At 55.9% G+C, this 16643-nt stretch carries 13 protein-coding genes and 2 riboswitches; of the genes, 8 read left to right on the top strand and 5 right to left on the bottom strand.

Features of this window, described 5'->3' with window-relative positions; genetic code table 11:
• Positions 1 to 52: 52 nt before the first annotated feature.
• The 3 genes from H6F59_RS04230 to H6F59_RS04220 all read right to left on the bottom strand — a co-directional run bounded on the left by H6F59_RS04230 (position 53) and on the right by H6F59_RS04220 (position 3795).
• The gene (locus H6F59_RS04230) at positions 53 to 2092 is read right to left on the bottom strand and encodes a DUF3352 domain-containing protein (RefSeq protein ID WP_190695551.1); all 2040 of its coding nucleotides are present in this window, start codon (positions 2090 to 2092) and stop codon (positions 53 to 55) included.
• A gap of 75 nt (positions 2093 to 2167) precedes the next feature.
• Positions 2168 to 3262, bottom strand: coding sequence for an A/G-specific adenine glycosylase (mutY, locus tag H6F59_RS04225; RefSeq protein WP_190697150.1), 1095 nt, complete (start codon positions 3260 to 3262; stop codon positions 2168 to 2170).
• 182 nt (positions 3263 to 3444) lie between these two features.
• Positions 3445 to 3795: a DUF760 domain-containing protein gene (locus H6F59_RS04220; RefSeq protein ID WP_275332036.1), complete on the bottom strand. Its 351-nt coding sequence runs from the start codon at positions 3793 to 3795 to the stop codon at positions 3445 to 3447.
• Positions 3796 to 4287: 492 nt separating this feature from the next.
• Here H6F59_RS04220 and egtB point away from each other — a divergent pair, with 492 nt between their 5' ends.
• The 3 genes from egtB to H6F59_RS04205 all read left to right on the top strand — a co-directional run bounded on the left by egtB (position 4288) and on the right by H6F59_RS04205 (position 8718).
• Positions 4288 to 5577 carry an ergothioneine biosynthesis protein EgtB gene (egtB, locus tag H6F59_RS04215; RefSeq protein ID WP_190695548.1) on the top strand — a complete coding sequence of 430 codons (1290 nt, stop codon included), beginning with the start codon at positions 4288 to 4290 and terminating at the stop codon, positions 5575 to 5577.
• Positions 5578 to 5743: 166 nt separating this feature from the next.
• Entirely contained in the window at positions 5744 to 6715 is a 972-nt protein-coding gene (egtD, locus tag H6F59_RS04210; RefSeq protein ID WP_190695545.1) for an L-histidine N(alpha)-methyltransferase, read from the top strand.
• 187 nt (positions 6716 to 6902) lie between these two features.
• A riboswitch (TPP riboswitch) is annotated at positions 6903 to 6998 on the top strand.
• Between the two features lie 187 nt (positions 6999 to 7185).
• Positions 7186 to 8718 carry a sodium:solute symporter family transporter gene (locus H6F59_RS04205; RefSeq protein WP_190695542.1) on the top strand — a complete coding sequence of 511 codons (1533 nt, stop codon included), beginning with the start codon at positions 7186 to 7188 and terminating at the stop codon, positions 8716 to 8718.
• 293 nt (positions 8719 to 9011) lie between these two features.
• Here the strand turns inward: H6F59_RS04205 and H6F59_RS04200 are convergent, their stop codons facing one another.
• Entirely contained in the window at positions 9012 to 9518 is a 507-nt protein-coding gene (locus H6F59_RS04200) for a DUF4383 domain-containing protein (protein ID WP_242021262.1), read from the bottom strand.
• A gap of 630 nt (positions 9519 to 10148) precedes the next feature.
• A riboswitch (TPP riboswitch) is annotated at positions 10149 to 10244 on the top strand.
• A 175-nt stretch (positions 10245 to 10419) separates the two neighbouring features.
• On the opposite strand from H6F59_RS04200, the gene thiC reads away from it, so the two are divergent.
• The 4 genes from thiC (at position 10420) to H6F59_RS04180 (ending at position 15136) form a co-directional block, all read left to right on the top strand.
• Entirely contained in the window at positions 10420 to 11790 is a 1371-nt protein-coding gene (thiC, locus tag H6F59_RS04195; RefSeq protein WP_190695537.1) for a phosphomethylpyrimidine synthase, read from the top strand.
• Positions 11791 to 11987: 197 nt separating this feature from the next.
• On the top strand, positions 11988 to 13466 hold the full coding sequence (locus tag H6F59_RS04190) for a CoA-acylating methylmalonate-semialdehyde dehydrogenase (protein ID WP_190695534.1): 1479 nt from the start codon (positions 11988 to 11990) through the stop codon (positions 13464 to 13466).
• A gap of 85 nt (positions 13467 to 13551) precedes the next feature.
• On the top strand, positions 13552 to 14439 hold the full coding sequence (locus H6F59_RS04185) for an AEC family transporter (protein WP_190695529.1): 888 nt from the start codon (positions 13552 to 13554) through the stop codon (positions 14437 to 14439).
• Between the two features lie 40 nt (positions 14440 to 14479).
• A complete protein-coding gene (locus tag H6F59_RS04180) occupies positions 14480 to 15136 on the top strand; it encodes a DNA-3-methyladenine glycosylase (protein WP_190695525.1) in 657 nt (218 codons plus the stop codon).
• Here H6F59_RS04180 and H6F59_RS04175 read toward each other — a convergent pair.
• Positions 15122 to 15595 carry a Fur family transcriptional regulator gene (locus H6F59_RS04175; protein ID WP_190695522.1) on the bottom strand — a complete coding sequence of 158 codons (474 nt, stop codon included), beginning with the start codon at positions 15593 to 15595 and terminating at the stop codon, positions 15122 to 15124. The genes H6F59_RS04180 and H6F59_RS04175 overlap by 15 nt on opposite strands.
• A 363-nt stretch (positions 15596 to 15958) precedes the next feature.
• Here H6F59_RS04175 and H6F59_RS04170 point away from each other — a divergent pair, with 363 nt between their 5' ends.
• A complete protein-coding gene (locus H6F59_RS04170) occupies positions 15959 to 16495 on the top strand; it encodes a Dps family protein (RefSeq protein WP_190521779.1) in 537 nt (178 codons plus the stop codon).
• Positions 16496 to 16643 lie beyond the last annotated feature (148 nt).

The raw sequence follows: 16643 nt of genomic DNA, 5'->3' as shown, positions 1-16643 counted from the left end.
CCCTTGCATGACACCTATTCTAGCGAGGCCTGGGGTTTGGCCCCCTTTGCTCCTAATCCCTGCGGGGAGCGAGGCCGAGCTGGCCCTGAAACTCCATGTGGTTGGGGGTGAGGGCGGTGGTGGCGCTGAGGCTGCGCAGGCTGCCGAGATAGGGTTTGGCGACATTGAAACTAGGGTCGTCATGGAAGCCAAATACCTCGTAGGCCAGGGCCAACGTCGCGCCCACATTCAAATAAAAGTAGCCGTCGTTGGGAGTGGGGAAGGTCGCTGTTGCCTCGTCAAACAGGAAAAAGTCAGCGAGGGGGTCGTGGGGCGAGGGGGCCAAAACACTCGCCATCGGCACCGCGCCAGAGGTGATCGCCAAAGTATCGTCGGTGACCCAGCCATGGCTACCCACGCTGAGGTCGGGCACGTAGTCACTATTCAAGCTAGAAAATAGTTCCCAGCTGGTGGCGGGCTGTTGGTTGACAGTTCTGGGGTTAACGGTCAGGCCAACGTTGGGCAGCAGGTCATCCACTGCTGCTAGAGTGCGGTCGGCGGTGGGGCGATCGCTCGTTTGCAGCAGCAGCCCCAGCCCCACGTATTGCAAGGGGCCACCCTCAGCCGGGAAGGCGGCGATCGCATATTCCCTATCCATCCATCCAAATACGTCATCGTCGAGATCCAGCCCGGTGAAGAGGGTGAACCCAGCGCGCACCGTGGCGAGCCCGTCTCGGGTAAAGTCGCTAGCCTGATCCAAAATGCTGGCCACAGTGCGCCAAAAGCCCGCAATGTTGCGACCGCTCATAACCACAAAGGTCGAGGCAGGCAGCAGTTCTAGGGGGCTGTCGGCATTGGCCACCGTGGGGGTGAGGCCAAAGGTAAAGGGCACCGCATCATAGTAGTAGCGGCCCCGAAACCGCATGCCAGTGGCCATGGGATACACCAAAGCTTCTAGGGTGCCGCCAAAGTTGAGCAATCGCAGAGTTTGCAGCGTCTCGTCATCCAGGCTAGTGGGGGGCGTGGGGAAAGGCAACGGCAGCTCGGCGGCGGGTAGGGTGGTTGTCGAGAGGTCGTAGTTCAGCAACTCAAGGGCGTTGCCGTAGACGGCAAAGAGCGCTTGGGTGCGCTGTCGATTGGCCAAGGTGCGCTGAAATTCACGGCTATCGGCGAGGGAGTTTTGGGCTTCGCTCTGGCGCAGACGCAGATACTGCTCAAGGGCGGCGGGGTTTTCTGCCGTAATCAGGGCATCGGGCAGAAAGGCCACAGCTAACCCACTGGGACCAAACTCTGGCAGGGGCACCGGCACCTCGACCTCAAATTCCTCCTCTTCGTGGAAAGATTTGACGGTGAGAGGTAGCCCCACGGCTTCGTTAAAGCGCAGAATTTGCCCCGATATGGGGTAGGACTTGAGGGGCACAACCTCGGTCTCCCCCATGTCAGGGCTAGGACCGTCTAGGACTTCTGGATCCGACTCAGACTCCCAGTCGTCAGATTCCCAATCGCAGGGGTCAGTTTCAGTAGGGGCGCAGGCTTCAGGGATGACCGGCTCAGACCAGTCGTCGAATTCAGGGGTGGGCCAAAAGTAGATCTCGGTGCCCAAAGCGGAGGTAATCTCAGGGGCCTCACCTTGCAGCTCAAAAAGGGTGTCGCGAAAGGCGGCAAAAGCCTCAGTGTTGGCAACCGGGGCCACCATAATCGAGGCATCGGTAATTGTTGTCGTCTCTCCAGGCTGCGCCGGCAGCAGAGCCACCACAGCCGTGTCGTCGATCCACGGGGCCACCTCGCTGGCAAAGTCAATTCCGTAGGGCAGGTAGGGCAACCCCGGTAGGGCTGGGGTCAATCCCTGTTCTTCGTCCAACAGCTTGAAGAGCTGGTACTGGCTGAGCTGACCCCAGGTGTCGGTGGTCGTGTCGATCAGCAGCACTAAGGCAGTGTTGTTGGGCAGGTGCTGCCAGGCTTCGGGTTCGGCGGCGTGGGTGGCCAAGGGCGGCATGGTGCTAACGGCCAGTGTGGAACCGATCAAACCCAAGGTGAGCCTTCGCCCCACAGGCAGAATCCTCGACCATTGCGCCCACTTGTCCCAACCCAATCCCCGATTTTCAGTGCCCATAGCCACAGCGCTCCAAACAATCTTTTCTATCAAAACCGAGGAAAAGAGCGATGTCTGTAAACTATGGCGGTTTATTTACGTTGAAGGCGCAGTTTCAACCACATCCACGGGTGTTTGCCCCGCCGCGTAGGCCCGCAGCGCGTTGATGATGTGGATGTTGGCTTTGGGAAAGGGGTATTCCTCAATGGTGTCTAGGGTGACCCAGCGCACCTCGTCGCACTCGATCGGCTGAGGCTCGCCGCTTAGATGGGTGCAATGGTGCACGTTGAGGGTGACCTTGAAGTGCGAATAGGCGTGGGTGACGGTGCAGAGGCGATCGCCCACCGCAATCTCAATCCCCAGTTCTTCCTGAATTTCTCGCGCAATACAGTCCTCGATTGTCTCACCGGGCTCGATTTTGCCGCCAGGGAACTCCCACAGCCCGCCCAGAAGCCCTTCTTGCTTGCGGCGATCGATCAGAATTTGGTCTTGCTCATTCCAAATCACAGCGACGCCGATTTGCTTGTGGGGCAGGGGACCTTTGGTTTCTGACATGGGCAGCTCCGATTGAATATTGCGATTATAGGCTTGGCAATGGGCCTGACAGGGGCAGCGATCGCATTGGGGATTGCGCCGCGTACAAAGGGTTGCGCCCAGATCCATCAACGCCTGGTTAAAGTCGCGGGGGTTCGTCGGATCTAGCAAAATTTCTGACAGTTGCCAAAGATCCTTTAGCGCTCTGGCTGGGGGCACCGGCAGCGCCACCAGGCGAGCCAGCACCCGCTTCACATTGCCGTCGAGAATGGCGTGGGGCAGGTTAAAGGCTGAGCTGAGAATGCCCCCCGCCGTGGTTTTGCCAATGCCGGGCAGCGTAGTGATGGTGTCAAAATCCTTGGGAATTTCGCCATTGTGCTCGGCCACAATGCGCTGGGCAGCCTGGTGCAGGTTGCGGGCACGGGCGTAGTAACCCAACCCCTCCCAAGCTTTGAGCACCGTTTGCTGATCGGCGGCGGCCAGCGCCTCCACGGTGGGGAACTGCTCTAGCCAGCGCTGGTAGTAGGGCAGCACCGTCTTCACCTGGGTCTGCTGGAGCATGATCTCCGAGATCCAAATGGCGTAGGAGTTATCGATATTGCGCCAGGGCAGGGTGCGGCCACAGTCGCCATACCAAGCCAGCAGCTCTGCCCGCAACACCCCAGCAGGAAAATCCGGCCAGGGCAGAGTCGCCAGGGCCGGATTGGGGGAAAGAGGGTTTAGAACCCTCCTTTTGCTCGTTGTATAAGAACCCTCAGTATCGCGCGCGGTAGAACGGCGATGGCCAAAGGAGGAATCGAAACTTAGCTGATCCGCTGGGACGGGTGGTTGACTATGGCTCACTCAATCTCAGGGGCAGATTCGGCCGACATCAGCGAGTCCTCGAAGGCCATGCGCTGTTCGGCACCCCGCAGAAAATACCCGCTCATCATAGCAGAGGCCAGCAGACGGCCCAGGTTTTCGCGATTGGTGGTGATTTCTACATCAAAGTGCTGAGACGGCAGCCCACCGAGCAAGCCGATAATGTTGTGTTCCATCATCTGCTGCACCTCAGTAGAAGCAGGATTGGAGAGCTGGGCAATCGTCTCAGGGCTCATGCCATGGACGTACTGCATGAGGGAGTTGGGATGCTCAGAGGAGTTTTTGAAGCCGTTGAAAAGGTCTTGGGCTTTACCGGAAGAATTGCTCACAGGAGATACCTCGCTTGGCTAGCAGTGTGCGTGCGGCCTGGGTTTATCGAATTGAGCTGGATAGGGTTATTGTTCCCCATTGGGATTAGAACCCTAACTTTTTGTTGTCTACGTCACTATTGACTATCTACATGGAGTCGCTCAGTCATTCCTGAAACCCATGTAACTAAGTTAACAGGCTAGGTTTTGTTGCTGGGTAGGCAGAACCGTACCACTCGTGGAGAGGTTTTGCCCTGAAACGGCCACGGGATGTTTCTCCATAGATAGATGTCTGGGTCAACCCTAGGGTTCAAGCTGAAGCAAGACTTTCCACGGGTATTCCATCTGACTGAGAATCCTAACCCAGGTTACTGAGATCAACTGTTCGGTAGCGCATGGTTTGGGATGAGGATAGAGCCGGGATACTCTCAGGAAGGTTTTAGACAATTTAAGGTAGTCATCATGTGAGTTCTATCTGTCACAATTGCCAGCAATATCCCCAAAAGCCCCAAAATGACGCTTTCTTCACCCTTTGCACCACCGTTAGAGGTCTCGGCCACAGCTGATTTAGTAGCTCAATATGGCGCCGTGCGCCACCTTAGCGAGACCCTTTGTGAACCGCTTGAGATTGAAGACTATGGCGTACAGAGCATGGCCGATGTCAGCCCTCCAAAGTGGCATTTGGCCCACACCTCCTGGTTTTTTGAGACCTTTCTGCTGCGCCCCCACCTCGAAGGCTACCGAGAATTTCACCCCGGCTACGGCTACTTGTTTAACTCCTACTATGAGGCGGTGGGCGATCGCCATCCTCGGCCCCAGCGCGGGCTGCTGTCGCGCCCCACAGTAAAAGAGGTCTATGAATATCGCGCCCATGTAGATGCAGCGATGGAAAGGCTGCTGTGCGATTGCGCCGACCATCCCGCCGTAGCAGAACTGACCACCCTCGGCCTGCACCACGAGCAGCAACACCAAGAACTCATCCTCACCGACCTCAAATACAATCTGGCGATCAATCCCCTGCGTCCCGTCTACCGTTCAGACGTCGCCCTGGGACAGGCTGAATCCCCAACACCGCTGACGTTCGTGGATTTTCCCGGTGGCCTTTATGACCTCGGCCATCAATCTTCTGGGTTTGCCTTTGACAACGAAAGCCCGGCCCATCGGGTCTATCTCCAAGATTTTGCCCTAGCCAACCGCCTCGTCACTAACGGCGAATATCTAGAATTTATTGCTGACAAAGGCTACCAGACCGCTGCCCACTGGCTAGCCGAGGGCTGGGGCATGGTGCAGAGCGAAGGCTGGCAAGCGCCTCTGTACTGGGAGCAGCGCGACGGTGAGTGGTGGCTGTTCACGCTGGGCGGCATGCAGCCCGTGAACCCAGCGGCACCCGTGTGCCACCTCAGCTACTTTGAGGCCGATGCCTTTGCCCAATGGCGGGGCGATCGCCTCCCCACCGAAGCCGAATGGGAAGTCGCGGCCTCAGAGGTTTCCATCCAAGGCAATCTCCTCGCCGCCGACCATCTGCACCCACAACCCGCATCGAAATCCCAGAAACTCCAGCAGCTCTACGGCGATGTTTGGGAATGGACCCAGAGCGCCTACCTGCCCTACCCCGGCTTTCGCCCTGCCCCCGGTGCCGTGGGAGAATACAACGGCAAGTTTATGTGCAACCAAATGGTGCTACGCGGCGGCTCCTGCGTAACTCCGCCCGGCCACATTCGCCCTAGCTATCGCAATTTCTTTCCGCCCAGCGCCCGGTGGCAGTTTAGCGGCCTGCGGCTGGCGAAGGGAGTGGATGGGTAGATGGGTGGATGGGTTAGGCGGGTAGGCGAGTAGGTGGGTAGGCGGGTAAGTTTCACGCCAGCATCGCATCCACCCTCCCACTCATCCACCCATCCACTCGCCCACTCATCCACCCTCCTACTCACCCACTCATCCACTCGCCCACTCCCCTACTCACCCACTCCCCATGCCCCCCACCTCCCAAACCAAGCCCTCTCCCGTCAAGCTTTACGACTTTCATCCGCCAGTGGAAGATTTTCGCAGCGCAGTGCTACGGGGTCTGAGCCAGCCGCAAAAGACGCTTTCTCCTAAGTTTCTCTACGACAAACGGGGGTCGGAGCTGTTTGATGCCATCTGTCAGCTGCCGGAGTATTACCTGACGCGTACCGAGATGGCTATTTTGCGTACCTATGCAGAGGATGTTGCGGCGGCTCTAGATCACCGCGTCTTGGTTGAACTGGGCAGTGGCAGCAGCCAAAAAATTCGCATTTTGCTAGACGCTGCCCCTCAGGTGACGACCTACGTGGGGGTGGATATTTCGCGGCAGCATTTGCAGGAAGCCTGTGCAGCGCTGATGCAGGACTTTGGTGGGTTGGATGCGATCGCCGTCTGTGCTGACTACACTCAACCTCTACCCATCGCCGCCATCCCTGAGCTACAAAACCGCCCCACCATCGGCTTTTTTCCCGGTTCTTCCATTGGCAATCTGGAGCCTGCCGAGGTGATCAGCTTTCTCAAAACCGTAGCGGTGCTGGGTGATTTGATCGTTGGGGTAGATCTCAAGAAATCTGCCGCTATCCTCGAACCCGCCTATGACGATGCCCAAGGGGTTTCGGCAGCCTTCGCCCTAAATGTGCTGGAGAGGATCAACCGAGAACTAGGAGCCGATTTTGACCTGACCCAGTTTGAGTATCGGGCGCACTACAACGAGGACCAGGGACGGATTGAGATGGCGATCGCCAGCCTCTGCGACCAAACTGTGCGACTGGGCAATGCCGAAATTTCCTTTCGCCAAGGCGAAACCCTGCGCACTGAGCATTCTTATAAATACACAGTAGATGAGTTTCAGCTTTTGGCGATGGAAGCGGGTTTCAAGCCAGTGCAGGTGTGGACGGATGAGAATCAGCTCTTTAGCCTGCACCACTTAAAGCAGATATAGGACTAGGGTCTGAGTCAAATCTCCCGGTCTTTGCGGTCAGCGATGCGCTCTGTAGCTCCCTAAAAGGGGCAGTGGAATCCGTTTTTGAACAGTCTCTGGCGACGAAAACGGAACTTTTCTGCGGGCAAGCGGTGCGGTGCGGAACTGTAAGCCATTTGCGTTTGCTGCAAACACCAGTGGTAGGATGCTATCAAGCTAGGGGTGTCCGAGCAATTGGACTGAGATCATACCCTCAGAACCTGACCTGGTTGATACCAGCGGAGGAAAGCGTTGCTTGAGGTCACAGACCGAAACGACGAGCCTATAGGCGTTCTAGAGAGAGTTCTAGAACAATTGGTGAGGTGTCAGCATAAAACTGATGCCCACTATCTGTAGCTTTGTAGCGTTCGATTTCACCCGTCCTCACTTACCCAACGACCCGCCCAGGAACGTCCTCTAGCGCCACACCGTTGTTTGTGAGGTGCGTTTCTATGACCATTGGTGCCACAGCGATCGCTGTCATCTTAGTAACCGTGGCTAGCTTTACCCTGCTGGGTTTGCTGCAAGCGAGCCGCCACACCATCACCCTAGAAGATTACGTGGTGAGCCGTAACCGGGTGGGCACCGGCATGGCCTTAGCGACCATCGTCGCCTCGGCCATAGGCGCTTGGATCTTATTTAGCCCACCCGAGGTAGGAGCCACCAGCGGCATTGCGGGCATTGTGGGCTACTGCATTGGGCAGGCTACCCCAGCGGCAATGCTGGCGTTTTTGGGCACCCGCATGCGGTTTTTGATGCCCAACGGTCACTCGCTGAATGAATACGTGCTTCACCGCTATGGCCAGGCCATGTATTTGCTAACCCTGGGCATTGGGGTGTTTTACATGTTCATTTACCTGGCGGCGGAGCTGACGGCGATCGCCAAAGCGGTCGAACTGATGGCCGGGGTGCCCCTCTGGTTGACTGCCCTGCTCGTCATTACAGGTGTCTTTATCTACACCGTTGTCGGCGGGCTAGAGGCGTCTATCTTTACCGATGCCCTTCAGTTTGTGGTGATCGTGCCGCTGCTGCTGCTCAGCTTTGGTGTAGCGGTAGTTGCCCTAGGAGGGTGGGGAAATGCGATCGCCCCTGTGACCCAGTCTGCGCCAGAACTGTTAAGCCTAGCTAACGGTCCCGGCATTAAATTTGGGGCCACCCTGGTGATCGCTGTGATTGCAGCCGAAATGTTTAACCAGGGCAACTGGCAACGGGTCTATGCCTGCAAAACTAATACCGTTGTGCGGCGGTCTTTTTTGAGATCGTCTTTGGTCATTTGGCCAATGCTGTTGCTTGCAGGCATGCTGGGCATTTTGGCGATGCACTTTGGCTTCAACGACGATCGCGCCTTTTTCTCGCTGGTTCAGGCCTTAGAGCTGCCCACCTGGGTGGGCATGGGCATTTTGCTGCTGGTGCTAGCCCTAGTGATGAGTACCCTGAGTGCACTACTGAACGGCATTGCGAGTGTTTTTACCCTTGATTTGGTGCGGCTGATGCCGACCACGCCCACGGCGGGCATTTTGCGGGCTTCGCGCATTCTAACCGTGCTCATCGGCATCCCCGCCATTCTGATTGCCTCTCAGGGCTACAACGTGCTGTACCTGTTTCTGCTAGCCGACTTGATTTGCGCCGGAGCAGCATTTCCAGTGCTGTTTGGCCTATATTCACGGCGCTTGACGGGGACGATGGCGTTTTGGAGTGCGGTGGTGGCGATCGCGACTGGTGCCCTATTCTTCCCACGGCCCGACTTTAGCCCCTGGAACGGTCTACCCTTTGCAGGCGATCTGCTGGTTAGCTTTGCCGCCCCCGTTGTGGTATCGACGCTAGTCTGCCTGGTATGGATCCAGATTAAAGCTCAGGGTGGTAAGACGGAGACCTTCGACTTTGGCATTCTCAGCCGCGACATCCACGCCTACGGGGAGAGCGATTCGCTACCGGCTGATAGTTTGACCGATACACAGCGTCGGGCGAATGATCCACTGCTATAGATCTCATACCAAATTCCGAATGAACACTCCCCAATTTGTAGGGGCGTAGCATGCTACGCCCTACGGGGTTCCTGACTATGAATCGGGGTTTACCAAATCGAATTTCGGCTCAATCATCTTCAATGCCGAGACATTACCCACAAACCGTAAATCGGATCAAATCTAAGCTTTGCGGCAAGCGACAGCTGAGAATCAAATAAGCGCACGGTCAAAAATTACCGTGCGCTTGAAAGCAGATCTGACGCTTATCGAGTCAATTCGTAGCGCCAGCCAATTGCATAGTCATTAGACGACTATTGCGTAGAAGGAGCTGTCGATTCGGGATGGCTAGGATGCCAGACGAAGGCAAAGTAAGCCGCGATCGCCCCTGTTACAGCGTTGAACCAAACGTTGTTGCCAAAGATGGGCATGATACCAAAGAGGGTATTTGAGAGCGGAATCAACCCCATAACGGCAAGCAGCAAATAGCTAATAGCAAAGAATCGATTGTATCTAAACGCCCCTTCTTTACCCGTAGCCGAAAATAGGCCAAAGCCACCGATGGCTAGGTGAACCATATTGTGAAGCAGGTTAGTCGGGAAGAGCCCAAACAAATAGCCAAAACCTCTTAGGTAAGCAGCTATGTAAGTAGGCCCACCGCTAACTGGAATTGCGCTTGTGTCTACTGGTGCACTAGCTCCCATTCCTGCGCCAGGCAGGTTGACAAGAGCGGGAATAAAACCAGCAATTCCTAAAAAGGTGAAGATAATTCCCAGCGCTAATGCACATTTTTGTTCGCTATTCATACTAATTTCATTCATGGCAAGATACTCCGTGTAACAAGGGTTTTTTGAGAACAGTTTTGTAAGAGCAGTACTGTCTACTGCCAGCAAGGAAAAGCGGTAGCTACATTCCTAGGTCACGATTGCTCTTGACTACCTAGACTGCGGCTCTCGATTTGCTTCTGCTTGTGACAGCTAGCTTTCCTATCGTTTTGTGCTCTATGCTCCAGAGAGGCTTTATGGTCTCAGCTAGTAGCGTCGCTACTTTTGCAGAAAAAATCTGCTGCAACACTACGTGCATCATAGGAACCACGGGATGCCCCTTCCTCTTGCTGAAGAACTAAGTTAGTTAGCGCTTTACCTGTCTGTAGGAAGACTTAAGGCCAATGAACAGTTCTAGGCAAAGCAATCTGCTCCTAACTGAATTCTCGTTTACGTCGGGATGATCGCCTTTAACGGCTATTCTCGTAGATAATTTGGGTTGAACGACCTACAAAACTAGCTAGAACCAGTAAACAAATAGCAAAGGCCGTTCAAATTGCCAAAATCTTGTCATAAAGAGCTTTTTTCGTTTTCTGTCTGCTCTCATTGCCCTGAACGTGGGCGTCGATGTGCTCTGTGAGGAACCGTAACTAATTCGCGCTACCCCTAAACATCAGTGGTACGATGCCAGCAAGCTAGGGGTGTCCGACTCATCGGACTGAGATCATACCCTCAGAACCTGACCTGGTTAATACCAGCGGAGGAAAGCGTTGCTTGAGGTTACCAACCGAAACGACGGGTAAACTGACGTTCTGGCGCTAAGCCAGGGTATTAGGTGAAGATTCAGCAGATTGCTGAGCTTTGCTTACGATTGCTCAACCGTTTTGGCTTTACCTATCCTCACTCACCCAACGTGATCCACCAGGCAAGCCCTCTAGCGCCACACCAGAGGTAAACCATGAGAACTGAATGGATCGCCAAGCGCAAAGGTCACACCAACGTGTCCCAAATGCACTACGCTCGCCAAGGCATCATCACCGAAGAGATGGCCTACGTGGCAAAGCGGGAGAACCTACCCGCCGACCTGATCCGCAATGAGGTGGCGCGGGGCCGCATGATTATCCCCGCCAACATCAATCACCCAAATTTGGAGCCAATGGCGATCGGCATTGCGTCGAAGTGCAAGGTGAATGCCAACATCGGCGCGTCGCCCAACTCGTCGGATATCAATGAAGAAGTGGCTAAGCTGCACTTGGCAGTGAAGTACGGGGCCGACACCCTGATGGATCTTTCGACGGGGGGCGGCGATCTCGACGCCATTCGCACCGCCATTATTAATGCCTCGACGATTCCAATCGGCACAGTGCCGGTCTATCAGGCGCTAGAGAGCGTTCACGGCAACATCGAAAACCTCACCGCTGACGACTTTCTCCACATCATCGAGAAGCACGCCCAGCAAGGGGTCGATTACCAAACCATCCACGCCGGAATTTTGATTGAGCACTTGCCCTTGGTACGCGATCGCATCACCGGCATTGTCTCGCGCGGCGGCGGCATTCTCGCCCGCTGGATGCTGCACCACCACAAGCAAAACCCGCTCTACACCCACTTCAACGACATTATCGAAATCTTCAAGCGCTACGACGTGAGCTTTAGCCTGGGCGATTCCCTCCGCCCTGGCTGCTTGCACGACGCCACCGATGCCGCTCAGATGGCCGAACTCAAAACCCTGGGCCAGCTCACCCACCAAGCATGGGAGCACAACGTGCAGGTAATGGTAGAAGGCCCCGGCCACGTACCGATGGATCAGATCGACTACAACGTCAAAAAGCAAATGGAAGAGTGCGCCGAAGCGCCCTTCTACGTGCTCGGCCCCCTGGTCACCGACATTGCCGCCGGCTACGACCACATCAGCTCGGCCATTGGCGCAGCGCTGGCGGGGTGGAGCGGGGCAGCCATGCTCTGCTACGTAACGCCGAAGGAGCACCTGGGTCTACCCAACGCTGAGGATGTGCGAGCGGGGCTGATCGCATACAAGATTGCGGCTCACGCGGCAGATATTGCCCGGCACAGACCAGGAGCGCGCGATCGCGATGATGCTATGTCCCACGCCCGCTACAACTTCGACTGGAACAAACAGTTCGAGCTGTCGCTGGATCCTGAGCGGGCCAAGGAGTACCACGACGAAACCTTGCCTGCCGACATTTACAAAACCGCCGAGTTTTGCTCCATGTGCGGCCCCAAGTTCTGCCCCATGCAGACTAAGGTCGATGCCGATGCCTTGACCGAGCTAGAGAAGTTCTTGGCTAAGGAGAAGGCCACAGTTTAGATCCGCGATTGGGAAAGCCAGATTCATAATCGGAAACCCCGTAGGGGCGTAGCATGCTACGTCCCTACGAGATCACTACCCCTGGCACAAAAGATGCTTCCAAGGTAAAAGCACAGGGCTTGCGCTCTTGAGAGGCGGGAAAACTACGCGCCAAAACAGCGCCTATGATGCTTATTGAGGAGTAATCAGGCACTTTTATGACCGAATTGGGAACTCTCAAAAACTACATCAACGGCCAGTGGTTACCGTCTGCGGCAGGGGATGTGCTTTCGGTGAATAACCCGGCTACGGGGGAAGTGCTGGGTCAGGTGCCGGTTTCTCCTAAAGACGAGGTCGCTCAGGCCGCCCGTGCTGCCGAGAAGGCGTTTGAGGAGTGGCGTCGAGTTCCCCCGCCCCAGCGAGTGCAGTACCTGTTTAAGCTAAAAGACCTGCTAGAAACGCACCTAGAGGAGCTGGCTCAGACTATTACCCAGGAGTGTGGCAAAACCCTGGCCGAGTCAAAAGGCGAGCTGCGGCGGGCGATCGAAAACGTAGAGGTGGCCTGCGGCATCCCGATGATGATGCAGGGCACGGTGTTGGAGGATATTGCCAGCGGCATCGACGAGTTTATGATTCGGCAACCGTTGGGGGTGGCGGCGGCGATCGCCCCCTTTAACTTCCCCGCCATGATTCCCTTTTGGTTTATGCCCTATGCCCTGGCCTGCGGCAACACCTACATCGTCAAACCCTCCGAAAAAGTGCCCCTGACTATGCAGCGCATCTTCGAGCTGCTGGATCAGGCGGGCTTTCCACCCGGCGTGGTGAACCTGGTGAATGGGGCTAAAGAAACGGTAGATGCGATTCTAGAACACCCCACCATTCGGGCGATCAGCTTTGTCGGCTCCTCGCCGGTCGCCAAATATATCTATGCCCAGGCGGCGGCCCACGGCAAGCGGGTGCAGTGCCAGGGCGGGGCCAAAAACCCGGTGATTGTGCTGCCCGATGCCGATCGCGACATGACCACGCGAATTGTGGCCGATAGCGCCTTTGGCTGTGCCGGTCAGCGCTGTCTGGCGGCGTCCCTAGCGGTAACGGTGGGGGAAGCGACCGAGTGGTTTACTGATGCGATCGCCCACACCGCCGCTACCCGCATCGTTGGCGATGGCCTCGACCCCGAGGTGCAGATGGGACCGGTGATTACAGCCCAAAGCCAGCAGCGCATTGAGAGCCTGATTCAAACCGGCGCTGATGAAGGGGCGACGGTGCTGGTGGATGGCCGCAACGCTCACATTTCCACCCTGGAAGCGGGTCACTTCGTCAAACCCACGGTGCTACAAAACGTTTCCCCCTCTGGAGAAATCGCCCATACGGAAATCTTCGGCCCGGTGCTGGGGCTGATGCCGGTGGACACAATTGAGGCAGCGATCGCCCTAGTGAACCGCAGCCCCTGGGGCAACATGGCCTGCCTCTTCACCAACAGTGGTGCCGCCGCCCGCCAATTCCGCTACGAGGCCACCGCTGGCAACATTGGCATCAATATTGGCGTGGCGGCACCCATGGCCTTCTTTCCCTTCAGCGGCTGGAAGGATAGCTTCTTCGGCGACCTCCACGGGCAGGGAGCTCACGCGGTGGAATTTTTCACGCAGACCAAAGTGGTAGTCGAGCGCTGGCCGCAGGAGTGGAGTCGGCAGTTTTAGAAGTCATCGCCGTGGTTCAGTCGCCGCATCGCCCCCCGAACAGTCACCCTGTCACAGGTGGTAGGGTGAAAATCACTAGGTATTTATGGAAGTTTTGATTTCGGCGATGCTGCCTGTGGCCCTGGTGGCTCTGGTGGGGTTTGGCGTGGGGCGCAGCTTTGAGCTAGACATGCAAACCCTGACTCGGTTGAACATCTACGCCCTGCTGCCCGCGCTGGTGTTGACTAGCCTGGCTGAGACCACGCTGGCGATGGGCAGTGCGATCGCGATCATCACCAGCTTTTTGCTCAATACCGTGGTGCTGTACCTGCTGGCGGTGGGGCTAAGCCGTCGCCTCGACTTTTCGGTGGATGAGCAAAAGAGCCTCATTGCCATTGTGATGTTCTCAAACGTGGGCAACCTGGGGCTGCCCTTCATTTTGTTTGCCCTCGGCGAGGCCGGGCTAGAGCGGGCGGTGGTGTATCTGGTGGGCTCTAGCGTAATGATCGCCACCGTCTTCCCCATTGTGCTGCAGCAGGCAGGGCTAAAGGCCGGGATCAACGTCACGCTGCGGCTGCCAGTATTTTGGGCCGCCCTCGCGGGCATCGGTCTCCAGGCTACACACGAAGCGTTTCCGCTACCGCTGGAGCGGGGCATGGCGCTGCTGGGGGAGGGCGCAATTCCGGTGGCGCTGCTGACGCTGGGGGTGCAGCTAGCACGGACGGAGCTGGTATTCGATCGCTATGAATTAATCGGTGCGGTGCTGCGGTTGGTGGTGGCACCCGTGCTGGCCTACGGCATTGGTACGGCAATGGGTTTGCAGGGGTTAGACCGGCAGGTGCTGGTGCTCCAGGCGGCCATGCCCGTGGCCGTCAACTCGCTGATCTGGGTGACAGAGCTGGGTGGTGACAGAACCCGTGTGGCTAGAACCATTGTGCTTTCGACCTTTCTCAGTGTGTTTACCCTGCCCGTGGTGCTTTGGCTCAGCAGTTGATCGAGCGATTTCGGATTCTGGGTTTAGGATGATTGTTGCAATGCCGCGTAATGATGTAGCCAAGATCCTAGATAGCGAGCTACTGCCACCCAGCCCTCAGCTGCGGCAGGCGGTGACGGTGGTGTGCGATCGCGCCCCCACCTTTCAGCACATTGAGGCCGAAGCTGGTCCCCTCACCGTTCGCGCCTGGGCCGCCGGGTTGCCATCGCTGGTGCGCATCATTATGGGACAGCAGCTGTCGTCGAGAGCGGCCCAAGCAATCTTTCAACGGTTGATGGCGACCATAGAGTTGACCCCTGAAGCGATCGCCGCCACCCCAGACAGCACCCTCAAACAGGTGGGGCTCAGCCAAGCTAAAATCGCCACTTGCCAGCGACTCGCCAACGCCATTTTGTCGGGCCAGCTCAGCCTAGAAACCCTCGCCACATTGCCCGACACAGAGGCGATCGCACATCTAACTCAGATTAAAGGCATTGGCGTTTGGACGGCGGAAGTCTACCTACTGTTTTGCCTCCAGCGGTTGAGCAGCTTCCCCGCCTCAGATTTGGCCATTCAAATTAGCTACCAGCGGCTACACAATCTAGAAAGCCGCCCCACTCGCAAGGACCTATTGATCTCTACAGCAACTCTCGATCCCTACCGGGGTGCGGTGGCCCACTTACTGTGGCACTATTACCGACATTTAGCCCAGCAGTGACTGGCAGCTAGGGCAAATGCCATACACCGTAAACTGGCAGTTCAGCAGCGAGAACCCGTGGGAGGCACTCTCATTGCTGCCCACCTGGGTCATTTTGGCATCTTCAAACTCTTCTACATCGCCGCAGTGAACACAGACCAAATGGTGGTGCTGATTCATAAAGGGAGTATTGAGTTCGTAATACTTTCTGCCCTCAGCTAGCTCTAGCTCTTGCAGCAACCCTAATCTGACCATGACGTGTAACGCTCTATAGATGGTAGAAAAGCTGATTTTTTCACCCTGATCTAGCAACTGCTGATGGATTTCTTCAGCATTGAGGTGATGACCCAGAGCTGCCGACTGAAACAAGTCCAGTATTTTTTGTCGCTGGTTGGTGAACCGAAACCCTTCCTTATTAAGAACGGTTTTGAGTAGTTCGGGCTCTTGATTTAAGCTAGGCAGAGCTGGATCTTGTTCCATCGTCTGGTCGTCACAATTGAAGAAAGCAGTTAGGTTGACCATATAAATCAGAGCATTGACATCTAACGAAGGGAATAACTAAAGCAGGATTTTGGGCGATCGCCCTAGGCTTATTAAATTAGTCATTGTTATTGAAAGTGGCTTTCACCAAGGGGTTTGAGCCTATCGCCAATCAGTTTCGATACAAAGAATTCAACCTATTGAAAATCATTTTCGCTATTCCTATTAACAGTTAAATTCTGCACTTCTCCATACTTTTTTAGGCAAACAAAGTTATTAGCTAGATTCAAAAAAATGAGCTAGGCTCAATAAGCAACCCTGAAAGGCTAGGGCTGCTTTCACTGCTAAAAAAGGGGGATGCTTATGCCGATTACTGAGACTCTGCTGCAAACCTATGGCGAGGTGGCAAACAACCCAGTATTGCTGGAGAAGTCGGTTACAGAACCAGTGGTGGATGGACTGGCGACGCTCTATGCCAGCTTTACAGCCCTGTCGTTGCAGTACCAAAAGCACCATTTTGTTGTGGAAGGTTCTGAGTACTACATGCTCCACAACTATTTCGAGGAGAGCTACGAAGCGGCTCAAGGCCACGCTCACGAGGTGGGAGAGCGCCTGCACGGGCTGGGGGGAATTCCTCCTCTCAGCTTTGGCAAGCTGGCTGAGCTGTGCTGCTTCGACATGGAAAACGACGACACCTACCGCTGCCGCATCATGATCGACCACGATCTGAAAGCTGAGCAGTCGCTGATCGAACTGATTCGTCGGCTGGCTGCCCAGGCTGAGAGCTTGGGCGATCGCGCTACTCGCTACCTCTACGAGCAAATTTTGCTGAAAACCGAGGAGCGGGCTTACCATCTAGAGCACTTCCTCACTCCAGACAGCCTCAAACTGGGCTGGTAGTTGCTGAGAAGAGCCATCTGCAAACCCTGCTGCTCATTCATTGAGGGCAGGGTTATTTTGCTGTAGTTGTCCTCCAGCGGACGATCGCTCACGCTCACCACCTACGAATCGAGATACACCTTCCAGATAATCCAGTTTGAAAACGCCC

Origin of the sequence: Nodosilinea sp. FACHB-141, from assembly GCF_014696135.1 — a bacterium.
Lineage (GTDB): Bacteria > Cyanobacteriota > Cyanobacteriia > Phormidesmidales > Phormidesmidaceae > Nodosilinea.
Note: the sequence above shows the minus strand (reverse complement) of the source record. Positions and strands in the feature narration are given on the sequence as shown.